20 protein-coding genes and 1 riboswitch are annotated in these 23,543 nt (G+C 40.5%); of the genes, 11 read left to right on the top strand and 9 right to left on the bottom strand.

Features of this window, described 5'->3' with window-relative positions; all coding sequences use genetic code 11:
* Positions 1 to 163 precede the first annotated feature (163 nt).
* The 10 genes from HORE_RS11495 to purH all read left to right on the top strand — a co-directional run bounded on the left by HORE_RS11495 (position 164) and on the right by purH (position 12,023).
* On the top strand, positions 164 to 1,126 hold the full coding sequence (locus tag HORE_RS11495; protein WP_226984167.1) for a ParB/RepB/Spo0J family partition protein: 963 nt from the start codon (positions 164 to 166) through the stop codon (positions 1,124 to 1,126).
* Between the two features lie 104 nt (positions 1,127 to 1,230).
* A riboswitch (purine riboswitch) is annotated at positions 1,231 to 1,332 on the top strand.
* Between the two features lie 305 nt (positions 1,333 to 1,637).
* A complete protein-coding gene (gene purB, locus HORE_RS11485) occupies positions 1,638 to 3,026 on the top strand; it encodes an adenylosuccinate lyase (RefSeq protein ID WP_015923931.1) in 1,389 nt (462 codons plus the stop codon).
* Positions 3,026 to 3,730 (top strand): phosphoribosylaminoimidazolesuccinocarboxamide synthase, encoded by a 705-nt coding sequence (gene purC / locus HORE_RS11480; protein ID WP_015923930.1) that lies wholly within the window; start codon positions 3,026 to 3,028, stop codon positions 3,728 to 3,730. Before purB ends, purC begins: the two co-directional genes overlap by 1 nt.
* A 156-nt stretch (positions 3,731 to 3,886) precedes the next feature.
* Positions 3,887 to 4,141: a phosphoribosylformylglycinamidine synthase subunit PurS gene (gene purS, locus HORE_RS11475; protein ID WP_015923929.1), complete on the top strand. Its 255-nt coding sequence runs from the start codon at positions 3,887 to 3,889 to the stop codon at positions 4,139 to 4,141.
* Between the two features lie 14 nt (positions 4,142 to 4,155).
* On the top strand, positions 4,156 to 4,863 hold the full coding sequence (purQ, locus tag HORE_RS11470; protein WP_015923928.1) for a phosphoribosylformylglycinamidine synthase I: 708 nt from the start codon (positions 4,156 to 4,158) through the stop codon (positions 4,861 to 4,863).
* Entirely contained in the window at positions 4,860 to 7,061 is a 2,202-nt protein-coding gene (gene purL / locus HORE_RS11465; protein ID WP_015923927.1) for a phosphoribosylformylglycinamidine synthase subunit PurL, read from the top strand. Before purQ ends, purL begins: the two co-directional genes overlap by 4 nt.
* Positions 7,046 to 8,488 (top strand): amidophosphoribosyltransferase, encoded by a 1,443-nt coding sequence (purF, locus tag HORE_RS11460; RefSeq protein WP_015923926.1) that lies wholly within the window; start codon positions 7,046 to 7,048, stop codon positions 8,486 to 8,488. Before purL ends, purF begins: the two co-directional genes overlap by 16 nt.
* Before the next feature lie 41 nt (positions 8,489 to 8,529).
* Complete coding sequence (gene purM / locus HORE_RS11455) at positions 8,530 to 9,582, top strand: phosphoribosylformylglycinamidine cyclo-ligase (RefSeq protein WP_015923925.1); 1,053 nt, start codon at positions 8,530 to 8,532, stop codon at positions 9,580 to 9,582.
* A complete protein-coding gene (gene purN, locus HORE_RS11450) occupies positions 9,572 to 10,189 on the top strand; it encodes a phosphoribosylglycinamide formyltransferase (protein ID WP_015923924.1) in 618 nt (205 codons plus the stop codon). Before purM ends, purN begins: the two co-directional genes overlap by 11 nt.
* Positions 10,190 to 10,415: 226 nt before the next feature.
* Positions 10,416 to 12,023 carry a bifunctional phosphoribosylaminoimidazolecarboxamide formyltransferase/IMP cyclohydrolase gene (purH, locus tag HORE_RS11445; protein WP_015923923.1) on the top strand — a complete coding sequence of 536 codons (1,608 nt, stop codon included), beginning with the start codon at positions 10,416 to 10,418 and terminating at the stop codon, positions 12,021 to 12,023.
* A 116-nt stretch (positions 12,024 to 12,139) separates the two neighbouring features.
* Here the strand turns inward: purH and HORE_RS11440 are convergent, their stop codons facing one another.
* The 6 genes from HORE_RS11440 to HORE_RS12590 form a co-directional block, all read right to left on the bottom strand.
* Positions 12,140 to 12,520, bottom strand: coding sequence for a DUF4363 family protein (locus tag HORE_RS11440; protein WP_015923922.1), 381 nt, complete (start codon positions 12,518 to 12,520; stop codon positions 12,140 to 12,142).
* Positions 12,517 to 13,203 (bottom strand): YetF domain-containing protein, encoded by a 687-nt coding sequence (locus HORE_RS11435; RefSeq protein WP_015923921.1) that lies wholly within the window; start codon positions 13,201 to 13,203, stop codon positions 12,517 to 12,519. The genes HORE_RS11440 and HORE_RS11435 overlap by 4 nt, the downstream gene beginning before the upstream one ends.
* A gap of 376 nt (positions 13,204 to 13,579) precedes the next feature.
* The gene (gene thiI, locus HORE_RS11430) at positions 13,580 to 14,770 is read right to left on the bottom strand and encodes a tRNA uracil 4-sulfurtransferase ThiI (protein ID WP_015923920.1); all 1,191 of its coding nucleotides are present in this window, start codon (positions 14,768 to 14,770) and stop codon (positions 13,580 to 13,582) included.
* Positions 14,771 to 14,791: 21 nt separating this feature from the next.
* A complete protein-coding gene (locus HORE_RS11425; protein ID WP_015923919.1) occupies positions 14,792 to 15,937 on the bottom strand; it encodes a cysteine desulfurase family protein in 1,146 nt (381 codons plus the stop codon).
* Positions 15,938 to 16,049: 112 nt separating this feature from the next.
* Positions 16,050 to 17,603 carry a putative polysaccharide biosynthesis protein gene (locus HORE_RS11420; RefSeq protein WP_015923918.1) on the bottom strand — a complete coding sequence of 518 codons (1,554 nt, stop codon included), beginning with the start codon at positions 17,601 to 17,603 and terminating at the stop codon, positions 16,050 to 16,052.
* A gap of 264 nt (positions 17,604 to 17,867) precedes the next feature.
* Complete coding sequence (locus HORE_RS12590; protein WP_015923917.1) at positions 17,868 to 19,097, bottom strand: muramidase family protein; 1,230 nt, start codon at positions 19,095 to 19,097, stop codon at positions 17,868 to 17,870.
* Positions 19,098 to 19,308: 211 nt separating this feature from the next.
* On the opposite strand from HORE_RS12590, the gene HORE_RS11410 reads away from it, so the two are divergent.
* Positions 19,309 to 20,397 carry an HD-GYP domain-containing protein gene (locus HORE_RS11410; protein WP_015923916.1) on the top strand — a complete coding sequence of 363 codons (1,089 nt, stop codon included), beginning with the start codon at positions 19,309 to 19,311 and terminating at the stop codon, positions 20,395 to 20,397.
* Here the strand turns inward: HORE_RS11410 and HORE_RS11405 are convergent.
* The 3 genes from HORE_RS11405 to HORE_RS11395 form a co-directional block, all read right to left on the bottom strand.
* Positions 20,394 to 20,753 carry a hypothetical protein gene (locus tag HORE_RS11405; protein ID WP_015923915.1) on the bottom strand — a complete coding sequence of 120 codons (360 nt, stop codon included), beginning with the start codon at positions 20,751 to 20,753 and terminating at the stop codon, positions 20,394 to 20,396. The two genes, HORE_RS11410 and HORE_RS11405, sit on opposite strands and share 4 nt — an antisense overlap.
* A 185-nt stretch (positions 20,754 to 20,938) precedes the next feature.
* Complete coding sequence (locus HORE_RS11400; RefSeq protein ID WP_015923914.1) at positions 20,939 to 21,268, bottom strand: YbaB/EbfC family nucleoid-associated protein; 330 nt, start codon at positions 21,266 to 21,268, stop codon at positions 20,939 to 20,941.
* A 390-nt stretch (positions 21,269 to 21,658) separates the two neighbouring features.
* A complete protein-coding gene (locus HORE_RS11395; RefSeq protein WP_015923913.1) occupies positions 21,659 to 23,473 on the bottom strand; it encodes a heme NO-binding domain-containing protein in 1,815 nt (604 codons plus the stop codon).
* Between the last annotated feature and the right edge of the window lie 70 nt (positions 23,474 to 23,543).

The raw sequence follows: 23,543 nt of genomic DNA, 5'->3' as shown, positions 1-23,543 counted from the left end.
TTGTTTGCTTACTGATATTATATTATTACCTGTTCTTATTTATAATACCATAATTTAAATAATGAACCAAGAGGTTCTGGAAGGGGTAAACGGAATCCATCCTGTAAGCAGGAAATAATTTTCTCAGGTAGAACAAATAAATAAAAGATATAATTATATAAGAATGGGAAGGTGGTATACCATGGATTTTGCCCGGATTCCCCTGGATAAGATTAAGATAGATAAAAATCAGTCCCGTCAGGAGTTTGATGCAGAGGGCATAAAACAACTGGCCCGGTCTATCGATGAAGTGGGGCAGCTCCAGCCTGTAATCGTTAAAAAGAACGGGGATGAATACAGGCTTGTTGCTGGAGAAAGGCGTTATCGGGCTGTTAAAAAATCAAGTAGTCGGGAGAAAATAGCTGCCCTGATTTTAAAAGAAGATACGGGAGAGTCGTTGTTAAAACAAATTCAGCTTATTGAAAACCTGCAGCGGGAAGATTTAAATCCCCTGGAGAGGGCCCTTTCAATAAAGAGGTTTATAGATGAAAATAACCTTACCAAGAAGGAAGCCAGCAAAAAGCTGGGGGTTCCCCGGACAACCCTGACCGAGTGGCTAAATATCCTGGAAGTACCCCCTAGATATCGGGAAGAGGTAATAGATGAAGATTCTCCCCTTACCTTATCCCATATAAGTATTGCCAAAGCCCTGGCCAGTCGGACCGGTGACCCAACCAAATTGAAACAGTTACTGGATGTAGTTCTTAAATATAATTTGAATCGTAAGGAAACCAAAGAGAGTGTTAACCTCTACCGAAAGTATCTTCATATGCCCATGGATGAAGCTGTCAGTGTTATTTTGCTGAGGCGGGAAAGACAGAAGTTATCTGATCGGCTTAGAGAAGAGGATGGGTCTGGCCGTGGGAACCCTAATCCCTTTAACAGGTTATTAAAATCCTTTAACAAAACAGGTCAAACCATGGAAGAAGTTATGGAAAAAGCAGGGGTTCCCGATGAAGATATTAAGGAAAGCCTGATTGATGAGTTTCTATATATTTATCAGCTTATGGAGATTATGGTACCGGAATTGAAAAACAAAAAGGTAGCAGACCTTATTGAGGGTATCAGGAAGAATAATAGTTTATGATAAATAAATAAGGTTGAATATCAAAAGCGAACGTTAAACTAAAATAACAATAAAATGTTCGAAAAAATTATTGACATTTGTTAGCTGGGTTCGGTATAATGAAAACAAACTGAAAATTATTACCTCGTATAACTGTGGAAATATGGTCCACAAGTCTCTACCAGATGGCCGTAAACCATCTGACTACGGGGGAAGTGCACCTAGGGTTCCGCTGTTCAGCTGTCTGCTGACCTGGTCTGGTCCGAGTGGTGCAGGTATGCACTTTTGGTGTATACTACACCGGAAGGATAAAAGCCTGGACGGGTAGGTTCCTCTGTGTTATTTTAAGGGGATCTATCTGTCCGGGCTTTTTTGATATTTCAGTGTTTTTCACAAAATTAAAATGTTTCATAACTGATTTTCTAAAATCTGATTTATAATGGCTATCGTTCATGGTTGTCTGGTAAGGATTTTCAGACAATATTATTTCATTCTTATCATATTACAGGTTTTCAGGGAAAGGGAGGGTATAATGGAACGAAATATTTTTGAAAATATCTGTCCACTTGATCACCGATATTCTTTAAAAAAAGATCTGTTTAATGACCTCGGCAAATACTTTTCGGAAAAGGCTACAATTTATTTTCAGGCTAGAGTTGAGCTGGCCCTGGTTAAGGCCCTGGCCGGGCGTGGGGTATGTAGTTTTGATGTGGTTAAGGAGGTTGAAGAGGCTGTTAAAGGGATAAAGGTAGGGGAAGTATATGAAGAAGAGGCCCGGACCAGGCATAATATAAGGGCTCTTGTTAACTGTATTCGAAAGAAAATAAGTGCTGAGGCCCGTCCCTTTGTCCATCTTTCGGCAACTTCCTTTGATATTGTAGATACGGCCAATAGCCTTCGATATAAAGAAGCTACAGAAAAATTGATTGTACCGGCACTGGAGCGGTTACTGGAGCAGTGGCTTAATCTGGCCGAACAGGAAAGGGATACACTCCAGATTGGCCGTACCCACGGGCAGCATGCTGAACCCCTTACCTTTGGGCTGGTTATGGCTTATTATGCCAGCCGGCTTCATGAGCGGATTGTTAACCTGGAGAAGGTGGTTTCCAGCCTGTGTGGTAAGATGGCCGGGGCGGTAGGAGCCTATAATGCCAGCAGTCTATTTTTTGAAGATCCGGAAGAATTCGAAAAAGAAGTATTAAAGGAACTGGGCCTGAAGCCCGCTCCCGTTTCCACCCAGATAGTCCCTCCCGAATATATGACCGACTATGTCCATTCCCTGATTACTGTTTTTGGGGTTCTGGCTGACTTCAGTGATGATATGAGGCACCTGCAGAGGACAGAAATAGGGGAAACAGGGGAGTATTTTGCTAAAGACCAGGTCGGTTCTTCGACCATGCCCCATAAAAGAAACCCCATTAATTATGAGAATGTTAAAAGCATGTGGAAAACCTTTATGCCCCGGATGGTGACCATGTATCTGGATCAGCTTTCTGAACACCAGAGAGATCTAACCAATTCAGCCTCAGGTCGTTTTATTGCTGAAATAGCCTCAGGATTAATGATGACGGTAGACCGGCTGTATAAAGTATCTTCACGGATGAAAATTAATTCCCGGAAAATGAAGAATAATTTTAACTTAAGTAAAAATATGATAATTGCTGAACCACTCTATATATTCCTGGCAGCTGCTGGCCACCCCGATGCCCATGAATATGTAAGAAAACTTACCCTGAAGGCTGATAAAGAGGGTAAGGATCTGGTTGAATTAATTAAAGCCGACAAAGAAATTGAAACCTACCTGGCTAAACTCGATAAACGCCAGAAGGATATTCTCTATAATCCGGAGCAGTATACCGGTATTGCCCGGGAAAGGACTGAAGAGATTGTGACTAAAATCAGGAAGGAGAGGGGTTTGTAATGTTAACAAAACTGGAAATGCTTTATGAAGGAAAGGCTAAAAAGGTTTATCGGACCGAGGACAAAGACAGGGTTATTATTGAGTATAAGGATGATGCTACTGCTTTTAATGGGAAGAAAAAGGGAACTATCCAGGAAAAAGGATTTTATAATGCCCAGATAAGTGCAGCTCTATTTAATCTACTCGAGGATAATGGAGTTAAAACCCATTTTATAAAAAAGCTTGGTGACAGAGAGCAGCTGACAACCTATGTGGATATAATTCCTCTGGAAGTAGTTGTCAGGAATATAGTGGCCGGTAGCCTTTCAAAGCGGCTGGGTCTTGAAGAAGGTTATGTTCTTGAAGAGCCCATTATTGAATTTTACTATAAGCGGGATGACCTGGGTGATCCTTTACTAAACAATTCACACATTAGAGCTCTGAAGCTGGCAGATGAAGAAGAAATTAAGGAAATTACAGCTATGGGTTTTAAAGTTAACGATATTTTGAGAAATTATCTTTCAAATAAAGGTATAGAACTGGTTGACTTTAAACTTGAGTTTGGGAAGAATAATGGTAATATTTTACTGGCTGATGAAATATCTCCGGATACCTGCCGGTTCTGGGATAAAAGTAGTGGAGAAAAGCTTGATAAAGACCGCTTCCGTAGGGATTTAGGCGGTGTCGAGAATGCCTACCGGGAAGTCTGGTCCCGGGTTAAATAGAACTGGTTTAGGGATTAGAACTAGTTTAGAGATTTAGGCTCCCATTAAACTAATGTAAACTTTTTATGAAATTTACTGGATTAGAAATAAGGAAATAAATCAGGATAGTCAGGGGCAGACTGATTACATTAAAATAATTAAAAGAGGAGGCCTGTTATGCGCTGGAAGATAGAGGTTAAGGTAAATCTTAAAGAGGGGATTCTGGACCCCCAGGGGAGTACCATTGAAAAATCTCTTCATTCCCTGGGTTATAAAGATATCAGTAAAGTCAGGGTTGGTAAAGATATAACCTTCTTTATGGAGGGAGAAAACAGGGAGGATGTAGTTAAAAGGGCTGAGGAGACCGCCGGCCGAATTCTGGCCAATCCAGTTATCGAAGATTATAAAGTTGAAGTAAAAAAAGCCAATTAAATGGGAGTGGTTTTATGAAATTTGGAGTAATTGTATTTCCAGGTTCCAACTGTGACCGGGACTGTTATCATGTGACTGCCCGGGTACTGGGAGAGCCGACCGAGTTTATCTGGCATGAAGATGATCGTTCCCTTGCCGGTTATGATTGTATCATTATCCCCGGTGGTTTTTCCTACGGGGATTACCTCAGGGCAGGCGCCATTGCCAGGTTTGCCCCGGTTATGGAACGGGTTAAGGAATTTGCCCGAAAGGGAGGATTAGTAATCGGTATCTGTAATGGCTTTCAGATTTTACTGGAGGCAGGGCTTTTGCCCGGGGCCATGCATCATAATGCCCACCTTAATTTTAACTGCCGGTATGTTTATTTAAGGGTTGAAAATAATAAGACTCCCTTTACAGGTAAGTTCAATAAAGGAGATATAATAAATCTCCCTGTTGCCCATAAAGAGGGTAACTATTATATAGATGACAGGGGTTTAGAGGAATTGAAGGAAAATAACCAGATTATATTAAGGTACGCAACGCCGGGGGGAGAGGTTATAGATGAAGCCAATCCTAATGGTTCAATCGGTAATATTGCCGGCATTACCAATAAAAATCATAATGTATTTGGGCTTATGCCCCATCCTGAAAGGGCCAGTGAAACCATTCTCGGTAATGGGAGTGACGATGGACTTAAAATATTTCAATCAATTCTTAAGGCTGGTGGTGTGAAACTATGAAATCCCGGGAACAACTATTAGAAAAGCTAAAATTTCACGGACTTACTGAAAAAGAGTATCACATGATTGTTGAAAAACTGGGGAGAGAGCCCAATGAACTGGAGCTGGGTCTTTTCGGGGTTATGTGGTCCGAACACTGTGGTTATAAAAATTCCAAAGCAGTCTTAAGGAATTTCCCCACCGAAGGGGAGCAGGTCCTTCAGGGTCCGGGTGAGAATGCCGGTATAGTCGATATCGGTGATAACAAGGCGGTTGTTTTTAAGATTGAGAGTCATAACCATCCGTCTGCCATTGAGCCTTATCAGGGAGCAGCGACCGGTGTTGGTGGTATAATCAGGGATATTTTTACCATGGGAGCCCGCCCTATAGCCTTACTTGATTCCCTCAGGTTTGGTCCCCTTGATGAGGAACGGGTTCGATATATTTTTTCAGGGGTGGTCAGTGGGATCAGTGACTATGGGAATAGTATCGGGATCCCCACCGTCGGTGGTGAGACTTATTTTCATAAAGCCTATAAAGGGAATCCTCTTGTAAATGCCATGTGTGTTGGTCTGGTTGATCACAAAGATATCATAAAAGCTGTGGCCCGGGGTGTTGGAAACCCGGTTATGGTTGTTGGTGCAACCACAGGTCGGGATGGTATCCAGGGGGCCAGTTTTGCCTCCGAAGAACTGAGTGAAGATTCGGAGGAAAGGCGTCCCTCGGTTCAGGTTGGTGACCCCTTTATGGAAAAACTGTTACTGGAGGCCTGCCTTGAATTATATAAGACCGATGCAGTGGTTGGTATCCAGGATATGGGGGCAGCAGGTCTGATAAGTTCTTCCTGTGAAATGGCAAGTCGGGCCGGTAGTGGTATGGAGCTGGATGTCAGCCAGGTTCCCCTGCGTGAACCGGGCCTGACTCCTTATGAAATTATGTTATCGGAATCCCAGGAGAGAATGCTGGTTGTCCCTAAAAAAGGGCGTGAAGATGAGGTTAAAAAGATCTTTAAACACTGGGGCCTTAATGCCCGGGTTATTGGCCGGGTAACCGATGACGGTATTTTAAGGATAAAAAATGGAGAAGATGTTGTGGCTGAAGTGCCAGCCCATTATCTGGCTGAGGCTCCCGAATATGTCAGGGAAGGTAAGAGGCCTGCCTGGCTGGATGAGGAGAATAAACTGGATTTGGAGTCGTTACCACTCCCAGATGATTATAATAAAGTTTTGCTGGAAATGCTGGATTCACCAAACCTGGCCAGTAAGGAATGGATTTATAGTCAGTATGATCATATGGTCCAGAACAATACAATGGTCTTACCCGGATCTGATGCAGCTGTTTTACGGATAAAGGGCACTGAACGGGCTATTGCGGTTACCACTGACTCCAACGGGCGCTATTTTTATCTTGACCCCAGGCAGGGGGGTAAACTGGCTGTGGCCGAGGCAGCCCGGAATATAGTCTGCAGTGGTGGTCAGCCCCTGGCAATTACAGATGGTCTGAATTTCGGAAATCCCGAGAAAGAAGAAATTTACTGGCAGTTCAAAGAGGCGGTGGCCGGAATCAGTGAGGCCTGCCTGGCCCTCGGCACACCGGTGGTTAGTGGTAATGTCAGCTTTTATAATGAACACGAAGGAAAGGCCATTTATCCAACTCCAATTGTAGGTATGATTGGAGTACTGGAAAAGCAGGAGTATGCTACCGATATTGCTTTTAAAGATGAGGGAGATCTAGTTTACCTCATTGGAGAGACCAGAGAAGAACTTGGGGGCAGTGAATATTTATCGGTAATACACGATAAAGACAGGGGGTTACCCCCGACTCTTGACCTTGAAGAAGAAAAGAGGTTACAGTCATCTTTATTGACTCTTATCCAGGAGGGGTTAGTTAAGTCTGCCCATGATTGTGCCGAAGGTGGTCTGACTATAGCTCTTACTGAATGTTGTCTCACCGGGGATCTCGGTGCCATAATTGAGCTGGGTGATTTCCAGATAAGGCCTGATGCGATGTTATTCGGAGAATCGGCTTCCAGGGTATTGATAACAATTTCACCTGGAGATAAAGAAAAGGCGGAATCTGTTTTACAAGAATCTGGCTTAAAATATAGAAATATCGGTAAAACGGGTGGGAACCGACTAATAATTGATAGTTATATTGACCTGGAGCTCACTGAAATAAAAGATAGGTGGGAGAGGACAATACCATGCCATATGAAATAATGAGCGGAAAACCCAGGGAAGAGTGTGGTGTATTTGGTATTTTTTCACCGGACAGGAATGATGCCGGTAGTCTTATCTACCTCGGGTTGCATTCTTTACAGCACCGGGGGCAGGAGAGTGCCGGTATTGCTGTAAGCCAGGATAAAGGGATTAACCTCTATAAGCGGATGGGTCTGGTAGATAATGTTTTTAATAAATCCATCATTGAGACCCTGTCGGGTTGGGCAGGGATTGGTCATGTCAGGTATTCAACTACCGGTTCCAGCCTGGCTGCTAATTCCCAGCCCATCCTGATTAATTCAATCAAGGGTCAGGTAGCCCTGGCCCACAATGGTAACCTTGTTAATGGTTATGAATTAAGGATTGCCCTCGAGAAAAAGGGTTCTGTTTTTCATTCTACCCTGGATACGGAAGTGATTGCCCACCTTATTGCCCGTTCTCAATACAACGATATCCCCAGTGCTCTTCTCGATAGTTTAAAAACAATTGAAGGGGCCTATTCTCTTGTAGTTTTAACAAGGGATAAGCTTATTGGCGTCCGGGATCCCCGGGGTTTCAGGCCTCTGGTCATGGGAAAGCTGGGTGAGGGCATAGTCCTGGCTTCAGAAACCTGTGCCCTGAATATAATCGGGGCTGAATATGTACGGGATATTGAACCCGGGGAGATGGTAGTGATAGATGAAAATGGTGTTCAGAGCTATTCCTTTAATCCGGAGGTTGAACCCCGGTTCTGTATATTTGAGTATATCTATTTTGCCCGTCCCGACAGCTCTTTTAATGGAAATAACGTCCATCTGATCCGTAAAGATATGGGGAGGCAGCTGGCCCGGGAAGCCGGTGACCTCCTGAAAAAAATAGATGTAGTCGTTCCTGTACCTGATTCGGGAATTTCTTCAGCCCAGGGTTTTGCTGAAGAAAGCGGCCTTCCGTTTCAATATGGCCTTATTAAAAACAGATATGTGGGTAGAACCTTTATTAATCCTACCCAGGAAATGAGGAATCTGAAGGTTAGAATGAAATTAAATCCTATTAAGAATATTATAAGGGGGAAGAATATTGCTCTGATAGATGATTCAATTGTCAGGGGAACAACCAGCCGTCAGATCGTTAATATGCTTAAAGAGGCCGGGGCCCGGGACGTTCATCTCTTTGTCAGTTCACCTCCGGTAACCCATTCCTGTTATTATGGTCTTGATACCTCCAATAGGCAGGAATTAATTGCTTCCCGGCTAAATGTCAAAGATATTGCCCGGGAAATTGGAGCTGATTCGTTAACCTATCTCAGTATCGAGGGATTATTATCTACTGTTGAGAGAAAAGAAAAAGGTTGCTGTGTCGCCTGTTTTTCGGGTGATTACCCTACCAGGACCGGAAATGGGAAACTGGCTTTAGAAAAAAACGTCCCTGAGATTAAATCAGGACAATAATCTGATACCGGGCAAGAAATATTTAAAAATGGAGGGGTTTAATGAAAAAGGGCATAACCTATGCTGATTCGGGGGTAAATATTGATAAAGGTAACGAGTTTGTGGATCGCATTAAAGATAAAGTAAAAGAAACCCACCTTCCCGGGGTTATCGGTGGGGTGGGGGGATTTGGGGGGCTTTTTGCCCCTGATTTTAAACAATACCAAAAACCGGTTCTTGTCTCTGGAACCGATGGGGTTGGTACTAAACTGAAAATTGCCCAGCTTGTTAATAAACATGATATCATCGGGATTGACCTGGTAGCCATGTGTGTTAATGATATCCTGGCCCAGGGGGCAAAACCCCTTTTTTTCCTTGATTACATGGCTACCGGGCAACTTGAGCTCGAGACCGGAGAGGAGATTATTACCGGAATTACCAGGGGATGTAAACAGGCCGGTGTTGCCCTGCTCGGTGGGGAGACAGCGGAGATGCCGGGCTTTTATCAGCAGGGGAGCTATGACCTGGCCGGTTTTGCAGTTGGGATCGTTGACCGTAAGAATATAATTACCGGTTCGAAAATAAAAGCAGGGGATCAGCTACTGGGCCTTCCTTCATCTGGGATACATAGTAATGGTTATTCCCTGGTCAGGAAAGTACTTCTTGAAAAAGAGGGGTTGAAAGTAGATGATAGAATAAAAGAGCTAGACTGTACCCTTGGTGAGGAGCTTTTAAAACCAACCCGTATTTATGTACCTGTGGTTCTTCCGTTGCTAGAAAAATATGAAGTAAAGGGAATAGCTCATATTACCGGTGGGGGAATGCCGGAAAATATAGCCCGGATTATTCCTGATGGCCTTCAGGCCAGGGTAAACAGAGAAAGCTGGTCGTGTCCCCCAGTATTTACCTATATTCAGGCCAAGGGGGATATTGCTACAGTTGAAATGGAGAGAACCTTCAATATGGGGATCGGTATGGTGCTGGTTGTTTCTCCGGATATATTAGAAAATGTTATGTCAGATATAAAGGCCCGGGGAGAAAAAGTATACCATATTGGAGAAATAAATAGTATCGGTAAAAAAGAGGGTAAGGTGGTTATCTACAATGGGCAATAAAATTAATCTGGCTGTATTTATTTCCGGGAATGGAACCAATCTTCAGGCAATTATAGATTCTATTAAAGCTGGCAGGGTTGAGGCTGAATTAAAAATGGTGATCAGTGACAAAAAGAACGCCTATGGCCTGGTCAGGGCCGAAAAGGCCGGCATTGAAAATATCTTTATTGATCCAGCTGATTTTAACTCCCGCCAGGGGTATGAGAAGGAATTGCTGGATTATCTGGATAAAAAGAATATAGACCTGGTAGCCCTGGCCGGCTTTATGCGTTTGTTAAGCCCCTATTTTATTAATCAGTTTTCAGGAAAGATTATGAATATACATCCTTCATTGCTGCCCAGTTTTCCGGGGCTTCATGCCCAGAGGCAGGCCCTGGAATACGGGGTTAAGGTCAGTGGTTGTACAGTTCATTTTGTAGATGAAGGAATGGATACTGGCCCCATCATCTTACAGGCTCCAGTCCCGGTTTACAGTGACGATACAGAAGAAAGACTGGCTTCCCGGATAAGGGAGAAAGAACATGAACTTTACCCGGAAGCTATTCAGCTTTTTGCTGAAAACAGGTTAACAATACAGGGTAGAAAGGTATATATAAATCAACCATAATGTTCCTGTACGGTTTTTTTAAATACGGAGTGCCTGTGGCACAACCATAATGTTCCTGTACGGTTTTTTTAAATACGGAGTGCCTGTGGCACAACCATAATGTTCCTGTACGGTTTTTTTAAATACGGAGTGCCTGTGGCACAACCATAATGTTCCTGTACGGTTTTTTTAAATACGGAGTGCCTGTGGCACAACCTTAAATATTAAAAGGAGGTATATACTGGATATGGCTAAAAGAGCCTTATTGAGTGTTTCTGATAAGAGGGGAATAGTGAAAATGGCCCGGGGGCTTGTTGACCTGGGTTATGAAATAATATCCACCGGGGGTACGGCCCGTAAACTCCGTGAAGGTGGTCTGGAGGTTATTGATGTCAGCCAGATAACCCGTTTTCCTGAAATGATGGATGGACGGGTTAAAACCCTTCATCCGGCTATTCACGGTGGTCTTCTGGCTTTAAGGGATAACTCCGGTCATATGGAACAGCTTGAAGAGCAGGGGATTAAACCCATTGATATGGTAGTGGTCAACCTTTACCCCTTTGCTGAGACCATTAGCCGTCCGGGAGTAACCCTGGAGGAAGCCATTGAAAATATTGATATCGGAGGTCCCAGTATGATTAGATCAGCTGCTAAAAACTATTGTAGTGTTGCTGTAGTGACCGATCCTGATGATTATGATAAAATTCTTACTGAACTTAATGAAAATGATGGAGACCTCTCTTTAAAAACAAGGCAAAGGCTGGCAGTTAAGGCTTTTAGAATGACAGCAGAGTATGATACAACTATTTTTGATTATCTACAGGGTAGAAATGAACGGGACAAAAAAGAGACCAGTAAGGCTAAAAGCAGTAAAGAAGAAGCAGATATTGTTTTCCCGGAAGTTATTAGCTTAAATTATATAAAGAAACAGGATTTGAGGTATGGGGAAAACCCTCATCAGAGGGCTGTTTTTTACCGGGAAACAAATTTAAAAGAGCCCTCTATTACTACTGCTGAAAAGCTTCATGGCAAGGAGCTTTCCTTTAACAATATCAATGATGCTAACGGGGCCCTGGAACTGGTTAAGGAGTTTACCGACCGGCCAGCCGCTGCAGTTATTAAACATGCCAATCCCTGTGGAATGGCAGTAGCCGATACCCTGGAAGAGGCTTACCGGAAGGCTCATGCCGGGGATCCCCTGTCAGCTTTTGGTAGTATTGTGGCCTTAAACCGTGAAGTTTCACCAGAAGTAGCCCGGGAGATTGCCGGCAAAGATAAGTTTGTCGAGGTTGTTATTGCCCCTGACTATATGACGGAGGCTCTCGAAATCCTTAAAAATAGATGGAAAAATGTCAGGCTTTTAAGGACAGGAGATCTTTTTATTAACCGGGAGAAGCCTGGCTATGACATGAAGAAAGTTACCGGTGGTTTACTTGTTCAGGAACGGGACCTTGCTATTATAAATGAGGACGACCTTAAGATAGTTACTGAAGTGAAACCAACTGAAGGACAGTTAAGGGATTTGTTGTTTGCCTGGAAGGTTGTAAAACATGTTAAGTCCAATGCAATCGTTATGGCTAAAGACGAGATGGTAGTAGGTGTCGGGGCCGGGCAGATGAGCCGGGTGGATGCCATGATTATTGCCGGTCGTAAGTCAGAAGGAAGGCAGGAAGGCGGGGTTGTTGCTTCAGATGCTTTCTTCCCCTTCCCGGATGCCATTGAGGAGGCGGCTGCCAGAGGGATTAAGGCTATCATCCAGCCCGGTGGTTCAATCAGGGATGACCAGGTGATTGAAGCTGCCAATGACCATAAAATTGCCATGGTCTTTACCGGGAGAAGGCATTTCAGGCATTAACTTCTAATAATTAGAAAATGTATTAAGCCAGTATATTTTAAAATCCTGAAAATTAGTTAGAACTATACAGTAAGTAAATCTATAGTCAATTTATATTTAAAAACTGAAAATTTAGCTTAAAATATATTTTTAATATTTAATATCTCCTGCTCGGGAATAGATCTGACCAGCTCTCTGGCTACAGTAATTTCGGGCAGGATTTCTTTTTTATCTTCGAGTTTAACCAGACTGGAGAGTCTGGCTATAATTGTTTTCAGGTCTTTAAATTCTTCATGGTTTATAAATACAGTAAAAAAGAGTTCACCCCGGTTATAGGTTTTATTTAAATTATCCATAAGATTTTGGGCTTTTCCCCATTTTTCCTGGAGGATATAGTTGTTTAACCTGTCCAGATCTTGAGTAATTTTTTCAGAATAATAGCTTATTATATAGTAGGACCCCACCGAGAGGATAATAATTAGTGAGATTATAATAAAAACTCCATAGGCGATCTTCATTTATGCAATCCCTCATTCTTTTTCTGGTAGATCAGGTTTCCATCACTGCTTAAAGCTGCAAAAAAAACATCTTCAGGCCTGTTAAGGTTAAATTTTTTTAGTTCATTCATTAACCATTCTTTATCAAGACCTATTTTCCTGAGGTTGTGTTTCTGGACTTCTCCATCTATAATTAAGGGGTGAGGTGGGGCTTCATAACCGGTCGGGAGGTTGAGGTCTTCAGGGGTGACCGGTCTTTTCTGGGATTTGGGAATAACACTTAAATCCCCACTGGTTTCCATAATGGCAAATTCTACATCTTCAATCGAATAAAATCCTTTTACCCTCAGTTGTTCCAGGAGATCGTTTATGTTCATCCTGAGGTGTCTTAATTCAGATTCAACCAGTTTTCCATTCTCGATCAAAATGCTTGGTTTACCGCAGATAAAAGACCTTATCCTGGTATTTTTCATGGACAGGATAGAGGTTATGACCTGGAAAGACAGGATTAATAAAATAGGAAAGATGCTGTATAGAAGGGGAATCTCAATATCCTCCATGGGAATAGCCGCCAGGGCAGATACCATTATTGTTGTTGCAAATTCGAAGGGCTGTAGTTCACCGATCTGCCTTTTGCCTGTTAATCTTAATACAAGCAGGACCAGGATATAAAGGATCAGGGTTCTGGCAATTACAATAAGCATAATGTTTGAAAGCTCCTTCTGGTTGGTTGTGTAGAAATTGGTTGTGGAATAACAGGTCAGGTAATTATGATAATGTTGTGTAATTACAGGGATTTGTAACAGGGATGTTTTCAGGATATAGTTCAGGATATATTATAAAGCAATTCTTATTAATTTATTCCAGGGGAGAATATTGGAGGAAGACCTGTAGAATGGGAAGTTTTGTAGAATGGCTGTAGTAGTTTAAATAAATGGTTGACAGGAGTCAAATTTTCTTGTATTATGTATATGGAATTTTGAGGCCTCATCCATAACATCATACCTCTTCATATACGTTACCCCGGGGAGATTCCCCGGGGTAATTTTATAGTAACCATGTTTTAATTTTCAAGTCATATTAACCATGTTTTATTTCAAGGATTTCGGTTTTTTCTATGGCATCTTCAAGGAGACCGTCTATTTCGGCTTTTAATTTTTCTTCAGCCTTGAGGGTTCTGTCAAGCCTGGGCCTGGTAACCGGATGTCTGGGGACAAAGATGGTACAGCAGTCTTCATGGGGAAGAATTGAGATATCATAGGTTCCGATCTCCCGGGCCAGGTCCATAATTTCAGTTTTATTCATTGTTGCCAGGGGACGGAGGACAGGCATATTGGTTACTTCATTTATGACATTCATACTTTCCAGGGTCTGACTGGCCACCTGGCCGACACTTTCTCCGGTAATTAAAACCAGATCTCCGTTTTTCCTGGCGATTCTCTCAGCCATCCTGTACATCATTCTCCTCATGATGGTGATATAGTATTTCTGAGGGCAGTTTTCCTGGATAGCCCTCTGAATATCTGTAAAATAACCCACATATAATTTTATTTTTTTACAGTAGCGGCTTAATACTTTAGTTAAGTCAATAACCTTTTCTTTAGCCCGGTCACTGGTATAGGGGAAGCTATGGAAATATAGAGCTTCAAGCTCAATTCCCCTTTTCATGGCCAGCCAGCCGGCTACCGGGCTATCAATTCCCCCCGACAGGAGTAAAAGCCCCTTACCGCTGGAACCGACCGGCAACCCACCCGGCCCTGAAATAGATCTTGTGAAGACATATATATTTTTCTTTCTAATTTCTATTTTTAAAGTGTACCGGGGGTTATGGACATCAACTGTCAGGATATTGTGGTCAGGGGTATTTATGCTTCTTAAAAGATGAGCTCCGATCTCCCGGCTGACCTCCGGGCTTTTATAGGGGAATTGTTTGTTGGCCCGTCTGGTTTCTACTTTAAAAGTGGCCGGGTAATCATTAATAGCATCTTTTAAGACCTTTACTGATGTTTCTTTAAGACTGTCAAAATCAAGCGGACAGACAGCTGTGGGACTCAGGGATACTATACCGGGTACCATTTTAAGTTTTTCTATAAACTGATTTATATTATCGTTAGGAAAAACATAGATTCGGCCTAGGGTTTTTTTAAGTTTGTATTCACCGACTCCTTTTAAGCTTTCTTTTATATTTTCAATCAGTTTATTGATAAAAACATGCCTGTTTTGACCCTTAAGGGCTATCTCTCCATAGCGAATCAGAATAACTTTGTACATATGGTTCACCTCCCTATAGTGTTAAAAGAAATACCGCAACTGTTCTGCCAGGGTTTTTACTGCAGTGTTTAAGTCTGTTTCTGTGTTATATTCAGACAGACTGATTCTTATTGTACCATCTATTAGTTCAGAAGGTAGTCCAATGGCCCTTAAGACATGGCTTTTTTCTCTTTCCCGGGAATGACAGGCTGAACCGGTTGATACATATATACCTTTTGCTTCAAGGCTGTGAACAACTACCTCTCCCTTTACTCGAGGGATGGAGATATTGACGATATGGGGGGCCGATTGTTCCGGGGTATTTAGCCTTACATCAGGTAGTTTTTCTTTAATCATATCTATTAAATGATTTTTAAGCCTGTCCAGTTTCCGGTTAAAGGTATTCCTTTCATTAAAGTCTGGAAGGGCCTTTACAGCAGGAATAAAACCGGCAATCCCGGGGATGTTTTCCGTTCCGGACCTCAGGCCATCTTCCTGACCTCCCCCGTTTAACAGGGGCTTTATGTCAAGGTTTTTCCGTTTATAGAGGGCGCCTACTCCCTTGGGGCCATGAACTTTATGGGCACTTATTGTTAGAAGGTCAATATTCCAGTCAGCAGGTTTTATTAGCACTTTACCAAATGACTGGACGGCATCAACGTGAAAAATGGTTTTTTTATTGATATCTTTAATAATGGATCCGGCCTCAGCAATGGGTTGTAGACTTCCCAGTTCATTATTAATATGCATAATACTTATCAGGATGGTATCATCTCTTATTGACCTTTTAAGTTCTTCTAAGGAGATTATGCCCCTTTTATCGGGTTTTAGATAGGTGACTTCAAAGCCTTCATCTTCCAGAGCTTTGAAGGTATCAATAACCGAAGCGTGTTCTATTTTGGTAGTAATCAAGTGTCGCCCCCGGTTTTTATATAGATAGGCAGTCCCTTTAAGAGCCAGGTTGTTACTTTCAGTACCACCGGATGTAAAAATAATTTCATCTGGTTTAACGTTTAATTTTCCGGCAATGGTCTGCCTGGCTTCTTTTAAAATTTTTTCAGCGGAAAGGCCTTTATTATGTAGTGAAGAGGGATTTCCGTAGTTTGTTGTCAATACTTCCTCAACTTGAGACACTACTTCAGGGAGGGGACGGGTTGTAGCACTGTTATCCAGATATATTTCTTTCATAATTAAACCCCCTATTAAGCTACTTTGCCTCCAGTTTTATCTGCGTATTACCTTTATTTAAAATTAACCATTACCTGTATTATAACATAAATAAAGCATTTATAAAACAAATCTAGTTACCGGTAAACCTCTTGATATCATCTGCCGTGATAGCTTTTATGGCAAACATGGTTATCAGGTAAACAAAGCCGAGTATTACAAGTTCTAATAGTGTAACCAACCGGATATTATAAAGGTTATAAAGGGGATGTAAAATACGGGACAGGTACGGAGTTATTATGAAGATAAGAAAACTGGAAAATAGTGGTTTTACCAGGGTCTGTTTAATATCAAGGTCATAACCAATTGTATTTCCTATGGTAAAGAAATTAAGGATGGCAGCTGCAATATAACCCAGAGTTATACTTATTATAGAGCCAATTATTCTAAGCTCTGGTCTGGGGGTTAAAAAGTAAATTCCAGTAAGTTTTATGGCAGAGCCGATTCCCAGATTTAATAAGGCCAGTTGAGGTTTTCCGAGGCCATTGAGCATTCCTGAAGAGACATGAAGATAATAGATAAAGGTGGCGGTCAGAGCCATAGCTGATAGAATAGGGCCAGCAGCAGGGAAGTTGAATAAAAGATTACATATTTCCCGTCCCCTTAGAAAAAAGATTACCGTCAGTGGAAAACCAAGATACGTTGTTACCCTGATAACATCCTGATAGTTTTTCCTTATTTTAGTTATATTATTCCGGGCATGGGCATCTGATATATTTGGAATAAGGCTGGTAGTAAGACCGATGGTTACCACTGTGGGAAAGAAGATAATCTGTTCTACCATACCACTCAATTGACCGAACAGGGAGGTGGCTTCTCTGACCCCCAGACCACTGTTTTGAAGTTGTCTGGGAATTAGAATAGCTTCCACACTTAACATCAGAGAGTTGATTAGACGCCCTGCTGTGATTGGAAAGGCAATTTTAGTAATTTCTTTAAAGCAGTGGAAGACCCCGGTTTTGATTCTCAGGGGGGTTATCTTTTTATTATCGGTCTTGATATGTGTAACAAAAAAGTATAGGAGGATAATTAACCCGGATAGTTCCCCGATACTGATTCCCAGCCCAATACTGGCTGCCTGATATTTAAGACCGAGATAGCCGGTTATACTGACCATAACCAGGGTGGAGCCCATCCTGTTAATTTGTTCTGTAATCTGTGATACAGCAGTAGGAATCATAGTATGGTGTCCCTGAAAAAACCCCCTGAGGCTTGAGGCCAGAGGGGTTATAAAAAGGGCCGGGGTTAACGTCATTAAAATAATCCTGGTTCTGGGATCACCGAATATGTTCTGTGATACAAAACCAGATAAAAAGTATAAAAGAGTGCCGGTAAGTAGCCCCATCCCTCCAACAAAAAGTAATGAAGTCTTGAGTAATTGATAGACTCCTTTTTTATCATTTCGGGCCAGCCTTTCCGGTATAAGTTTTGATATTGCCGTGGGAAAACTGGCGGTACTGATAAGAAGGAGGGTTATAAAAAAGGGATAAACCATCTGAAAAAGGCCCAGTCCTTCATCACCGATCATCTGGACGAGTATTATCCTTAGTATGAAACCCAGCACCCTGTTTATAAAACCCGCAATTATTAAGATAAAAGCCCCTTTTAACAGTGATTGTTTTTCCATTCCATCACCTTTTTATCTCGAACTATTAAATTTAAAATAACGGAAGTCGTTGGGACTACCGCCACCTGGTACACATTATGTAAAAATTATTGTCTACTGATGATATTAATGTAAAAGCTCACAAAAGATATATACTACTATTGTTATATATATGAAATTATAGGGACGGTAGAACAGGAGACTGTATTTATTAAAAAAGAAAAGGCCCTGCAATTAGGTTGCAGAGCCGGGTAGAAGGAGCAAGTTACCTTATTTAATAAATGTTTAATTAAGCCAGGAATTCTGGGGCTTGCCGTTTTCATAGTCAATCCAGGTAACCTTACTTTCTTCATCAAGGGGGATAATAATAACTTTTTCTTCATCAAATTTCTGATTAGGATTTTTAAGGTAATTGACTTTTAAGATAGATTTGATAGATACTCCTTTATGGTAGGCAATGTCGAAAATATACTCGCCACCACTCTTAACTTTATACAATTCATGTTTGTTAAACAGAGCCTTACTAACAGGCATTAAAAGCAGTTGTCCCGGGTATACAGTTTCATCTTCCTGAAGATGGTTGATGGCCCTCAACCCTTCTTCCGGGACCATAAAGTATTTGGCAATATCAACGAGGGTTTCATTATTTTTTACACGGTAATAATTCTTTAATTTAGCGGCTGCTTTTTGAACATAGGAGAGCTTAGTCGATTTTTCTAGAGGAATTATTAAGATCTGGCCTGTTTGTATTTGATTAATATTTTCTATATTATTATAACCCACCAGTTCTGAGACCCTGACTCCGAAAGTATCGGCTATTTTCCAGATTTTATCCCCTTCCTGTATTTTATAGAAATAATACGCTGTATAGGGGACACTGGAGGGATTACTGGTTTCCTGCCCGGCAGGTGTGTTTCCTCCGGAGAGAGGAACCAGGAGTTTCCTTCCAGGATAAAGGTCATAGGCATCCTTGATGTTATTTAACTCTATAAGTTGTTCGACTGTAGTATCATATTTCTGGGCTATATTCCAGAGAATATCACCGGGTTGAATGGTGTAATAGATAAAATTGTTATCATTCTCAGGTGCATTACTGGATGGTATCTGGAGTTTTTGGCCGATATAGATACTATACTGTTCTAAATTATTGAGGTCAACGAGTTCAGTAATAGAAGTATTAAATTTCTGGGCCAGTTTCCACAGAGTATCACCAGGTTTTACCGTATATTTATGGGTATTCTGGTTCTGACCAGTCTGGTTGTCTCCAATGGTAATAATTATTTTATCATTTTCAGAAGTTATTAATAATTTTTGACCGGTATAAATACTGGCAGGGTTTGAAATATTATTCTGCTGGATTATTATTTCGACAGGCACATTAAATTCCCGGGAAATTTCCCAGATGGTATCTCCACTTTTAACCTGATAAATAACTGCAGCACCGGCCGTATGGAGTGGTATCAGGCTTACCAGGAAGAGAAGCAATAGACTTAAAACAATTATCTTCTTTGTCATGTTAATAGAATTCCTCCTTATAAAATGTATTAATTATGTTAGTTAGTATAACATATATAAGTGCAGTAACCAACCTGTAAATAATGGTTAAAAAAACAGGTCAGGAGGACAATTAATTTTGTTTAAAAGAAGGAAAAATAATATAAATAATTAAATATATAATATAGAATTGTTAATTCAGGGTAAAACTGTATCCAGGGGAGGAAAAAACATGCCAGCGCAGGTTAAACTAAAAATTGGTCGGGTTAAGCCGGGGATGCGTGTAGCCAGGACAATTGAAAATAAATTTGGAGCCTGCCTCGTTAAACCGGGAATGATTTTGGATGATAACCTTATTAATAAGCTAAGTAAAATGGGAATAACAGAAGTTACGGTTTATAAGGAATCTGATGAAATGATAGAACGGAACATAAAGGAATTTGAAGAAAAGTATCAGGAAAACGTGGGGAATATAAAGGGAATTTTTAAGGATGTAAACAGAGGCAATTCTCTTGAATTTGATAATATCAGGAAAATAGCTGATGAAGTTGCCAGTGTTGATACCAACCGTGACATTGTTGGTTTACTTACCAGGGTCAGGGATGTGGATGAGTATACTTATACCCATTCTGTTAATGTTGGCCTACTGGCAATGATGTTTGGGCGATGGTTAAAACTCCCTGAAAAAGAGATTAAATCCCTGATGTATGCCGGTTTTCTGCATGATATTGGAAAGGCCAAAGTTCCTATTGAAATTTTGAATAAAAAAGGTAAACTAACAGGTAGTGAATTCAATATTATAAAAAAACATACTGTATATGGCTATGAACTGGTCAAAGATTGTAAATTTATTTCTAAAAAGGTTGCCCTCGGTGTTTTGCTCCATCATGAACGTAATGACGGCAGCGGTTATCCGCTGGGGCTTACGAGGGATAAGATACCACTCATAGCCAAGGTTCTGGCCATTGTTGATACTTATGATGCCATGACTTCTGACCGGGTTTATAGAGAACACCGTCCTCCCTTTGAGGTTTTTAAAGTCCTTGAGGAAAATGTTAATTCCTATGATATTTCCCTGAGTAAGATCTTTATGAATGAGATGGCTAAATTCTATATAGGGGAAAAAGTCAGATTAACCAATGGACAGACGGGGGAAATTGTCTATGTTAATCCCCATCATGTTTCAGCCCCTATTGTTAAGGTTGACAATAAATATGTCGATCTTTATAACAGTGAAATAGGGATAGATGATATGCTTTTAAAAAATAATGAAATTGACCCTGACTTTATGGAAGAACAGCTATCTAAAGGTAGTGGTTAAGCCAGACGTTTTTTTCGGCCATACCTTTTAATAATAAACTTCATATCCAGGGATTTAATGGTGACTCCATTTTTTAAAAATATGGCTTCCATGGTGTTATAACCGAGCTTAAATGGAATGGAAATTCTGTTTTGCTTATTTTTTTCCTGGATAACCATTAATCCTATTTTTCTGCCATCACTATTCCATTTTTTTATTTTTTTACGGTTTACCGGTTTAATGACAATGTCTTCAATTCTGGTAGTTAAACTGGCTATGGGGACGCCATTTTGACTGGTCTGAATTTCGACCCTTTTTCCTTTATATTCTTTAATAAGCTTATTGAAGATATCTTCAAATGTAGTTAATCTTTTCATAACTGGTATATCCTCCTCCATACAGTCTATTTAAATGACCTTTGTTTTTATGGATGCAAATTACTGATGTTACTATTATTTCCATAAATAAAAATTGTTATACATTAAATTTTAAAAAGCCGCCATAAAGCGGCCTTTTTTTAATTTCCTGGCAAGGATGGTCAACCTCTTCTTATCCATATGTTTTATAAAATTCCGGGTATATCGGGTAGATTGAAATCCCCTATAATCTCTTTTTTTCTGTCAGTTTCGAGCTGTTCTGCTTTTTTTACTCCGTTATTGGTTGCTTCAATAATGGCTTTTTTTAGTTCAGCTGGATGTATTTTTTTAAATTCCCTGAAATTAAATTCATAATCTACTATTTTACCCTTGCCACTAACAATAGCTGTTACCAGTCCCTGTTCATCTTCACCCCTTACTGTTGTTTTCTTTAATTCTACCTGTAACCGGGCCAGCTGATTCTTAATATTTTCAATCTTTCCCAGAATATCATTCATGTTCATGTTATTTTCCATATACACCCACCTCCTAAAACATGTATATGCATCAGGGTATGATAAGATGTTTAAAGTTTTCTTTTTTGCTGTATATGACTAAATTACAAGGTTTTATTAACAATTTTCAGAATTAATTCATAAGATAATTTAGAGAACTTAACATAGGGAAAAGGGGGGTTGGCCGGTATGGGAAAATTTGATGATTTCACCCTGTTAATTTGTATTATTTTAATTTGTTTATTTATTGGTGTCTTTTAGAAGGGATTATTTAAAGGGGGGGAATAGCTGAGGTACATTAAAGAGAGTGGATTTATTCACATAATAAAGGCCCCGGTAATGGCCGGGGCCTGTTTTTTATATTCAGTTGTTCTTGCAATTGTTGACCATAATTAAAAAAGGTGAAGCAACCTAGATGTTGTATTTTTTAAGGTTTTCTTTAAAGTTTTCCACCAGTTTTTCCATCTGGTTAATATATGAAGTCATCTCTTTGATTTTTTCTGAATATTCGTTAACACTGGCACTCATTTCCTCAGAGGATGCTGAATTCTCCTGGGCAATAGCAGCTAATGAATTAATATTTTCAATAACTTTAATTATTTTTTTGGTTTCTGTATCAAGATTTTCAACAATACTGACTACATTATCGGTAGCTTCCTGGATATTTTCACTGGATTTTTTATTTGAACTGGCTACTTCAGATAAGACCTTATTACTGTGTTCAAGGTTAGCAAACTGGGAACTGATGCCATCAATTAACTCCTGGACCTGCTCGGTAAACTGGGCCAGATTTTCATTTATGGTGTTACCGGCCTGTTTGGAATCTTCGGCCAATTCCCTGATTTCTTCTGCAACTACAGCAAAGCCCCGGCTGTTATCATTGGAACGGGCAGCCTCTATAGAAGCATTTAGTGATAATAGATTGGTTTGATTGGCAATATCAGAGACGGTATTTACAATTTCCATAATGTCACTGATTCTCTGGGCCAGTTTTTTACCAAGGCTATTTACATTGGAAAAGGCATTTTTAACTGAATCAATCATTTCGTTCACATTCTGGACTTCCCGGGCTGACTGTTTTATATTTTCAACGGCTTCTTCCAGGTTTTTCTTGCTATCATTACCGGATTCTACAAGTTCTTCAATCTTCTTTATATTATTATCAACTATATAGGCTGAGTTTTCAGTTTCAGCTGCCTGCTCCTGGGCCCCGTTGGCTACTTCCTCGACTACTTTTGAAATGTTATCAGAGACAACATTCATTTTATCGGCAATTTCTACAAACTGGTTTGTAAAGTTATACATATCATCGGTTCCACCCTTTAAAAAGAGGATGTCTTCCTTTATTTCATTTTTTATCCCATCCAGCTGTTTAAAGATCCTTTCAAATTCATCATTGGTAGATATAGAGAGGGTTTCACCAAATTTTAAGCCCCTCAGACTAACAAGGGCTTTATTTAATTTTTTGAAGGGTGAAGTGAAAAATCCCATGAAGACAAAGGTAATTAATCCTAAGCAGGCAGTCTGCAATAGAGGAGACCACCAATTCCCTGAGGTAAAACTTAGTCCATAATAAACACCCAGGGATGCCAGCATAACCATAATTGTAGCCTTTAATTTAATACTTTTAAATATACCCAGGGAAAAGAGCTTACTGATTCTGTAGTTATATTTATCTGATAAACTGTGAGAGAATTCAATATTTACCTTTAAATATTTTCCCTGCTCTGATTCTCCTCGACCCAGTTCAGTTACTTCAATGGGGTCAGAGAAAAATTCAGAACTCCCTTCAATCAGCCCCAGAAAGTAGTCATACATTCCCCGTGGGGATATATAGGTGATTTCCAGGGTTCGATCACCGGTTTGTTCAGCTATGATTCGGGGAGGGTTAGCCCCGGGAATCATCTGGGTTAATTGTTTATGTACAGTATCCATCATCATTAAAAAATTTTTCAGGGTTCTACCTTCAAAATATGATGGAAACCATTTGGAGAAGGATTTTATATTATGGCGACCAATTTCCTGCCATAACTCACCTGGTGATTTATCGACCAGGTTGGCTACTGTGTTAATTAGATCAAAAACTTTTTTATCTTCAATATCCATTAGGGAGGTGATAATAAGTTCTTCATTCCAGCTTGAGTCAGCTTTGGCCTGGTTTACCAGGTCCTCCCCGTATATTTCGTTAAGGGTATTAATCCAGGTTGAAACTACAGTTCCTTTCATCGAAGACCTCCTTTAATTTAAAGATTAGAATAAATAGACATTTATTTTGGTTAAATATATATTAGACATA

This window comes from Halothermothrix orenii H 168 (assembly GCF_000020485.1).
Lineage (GTDB): Bacteria > Bacillota > Halanaerobiia > Halanaerobiales > Halothermotrichaceae > Halothermothrix > Halothermothrix orenii.
This window is presented reverse-complemented; position numbering and strand designations above follow the sequence as displayed.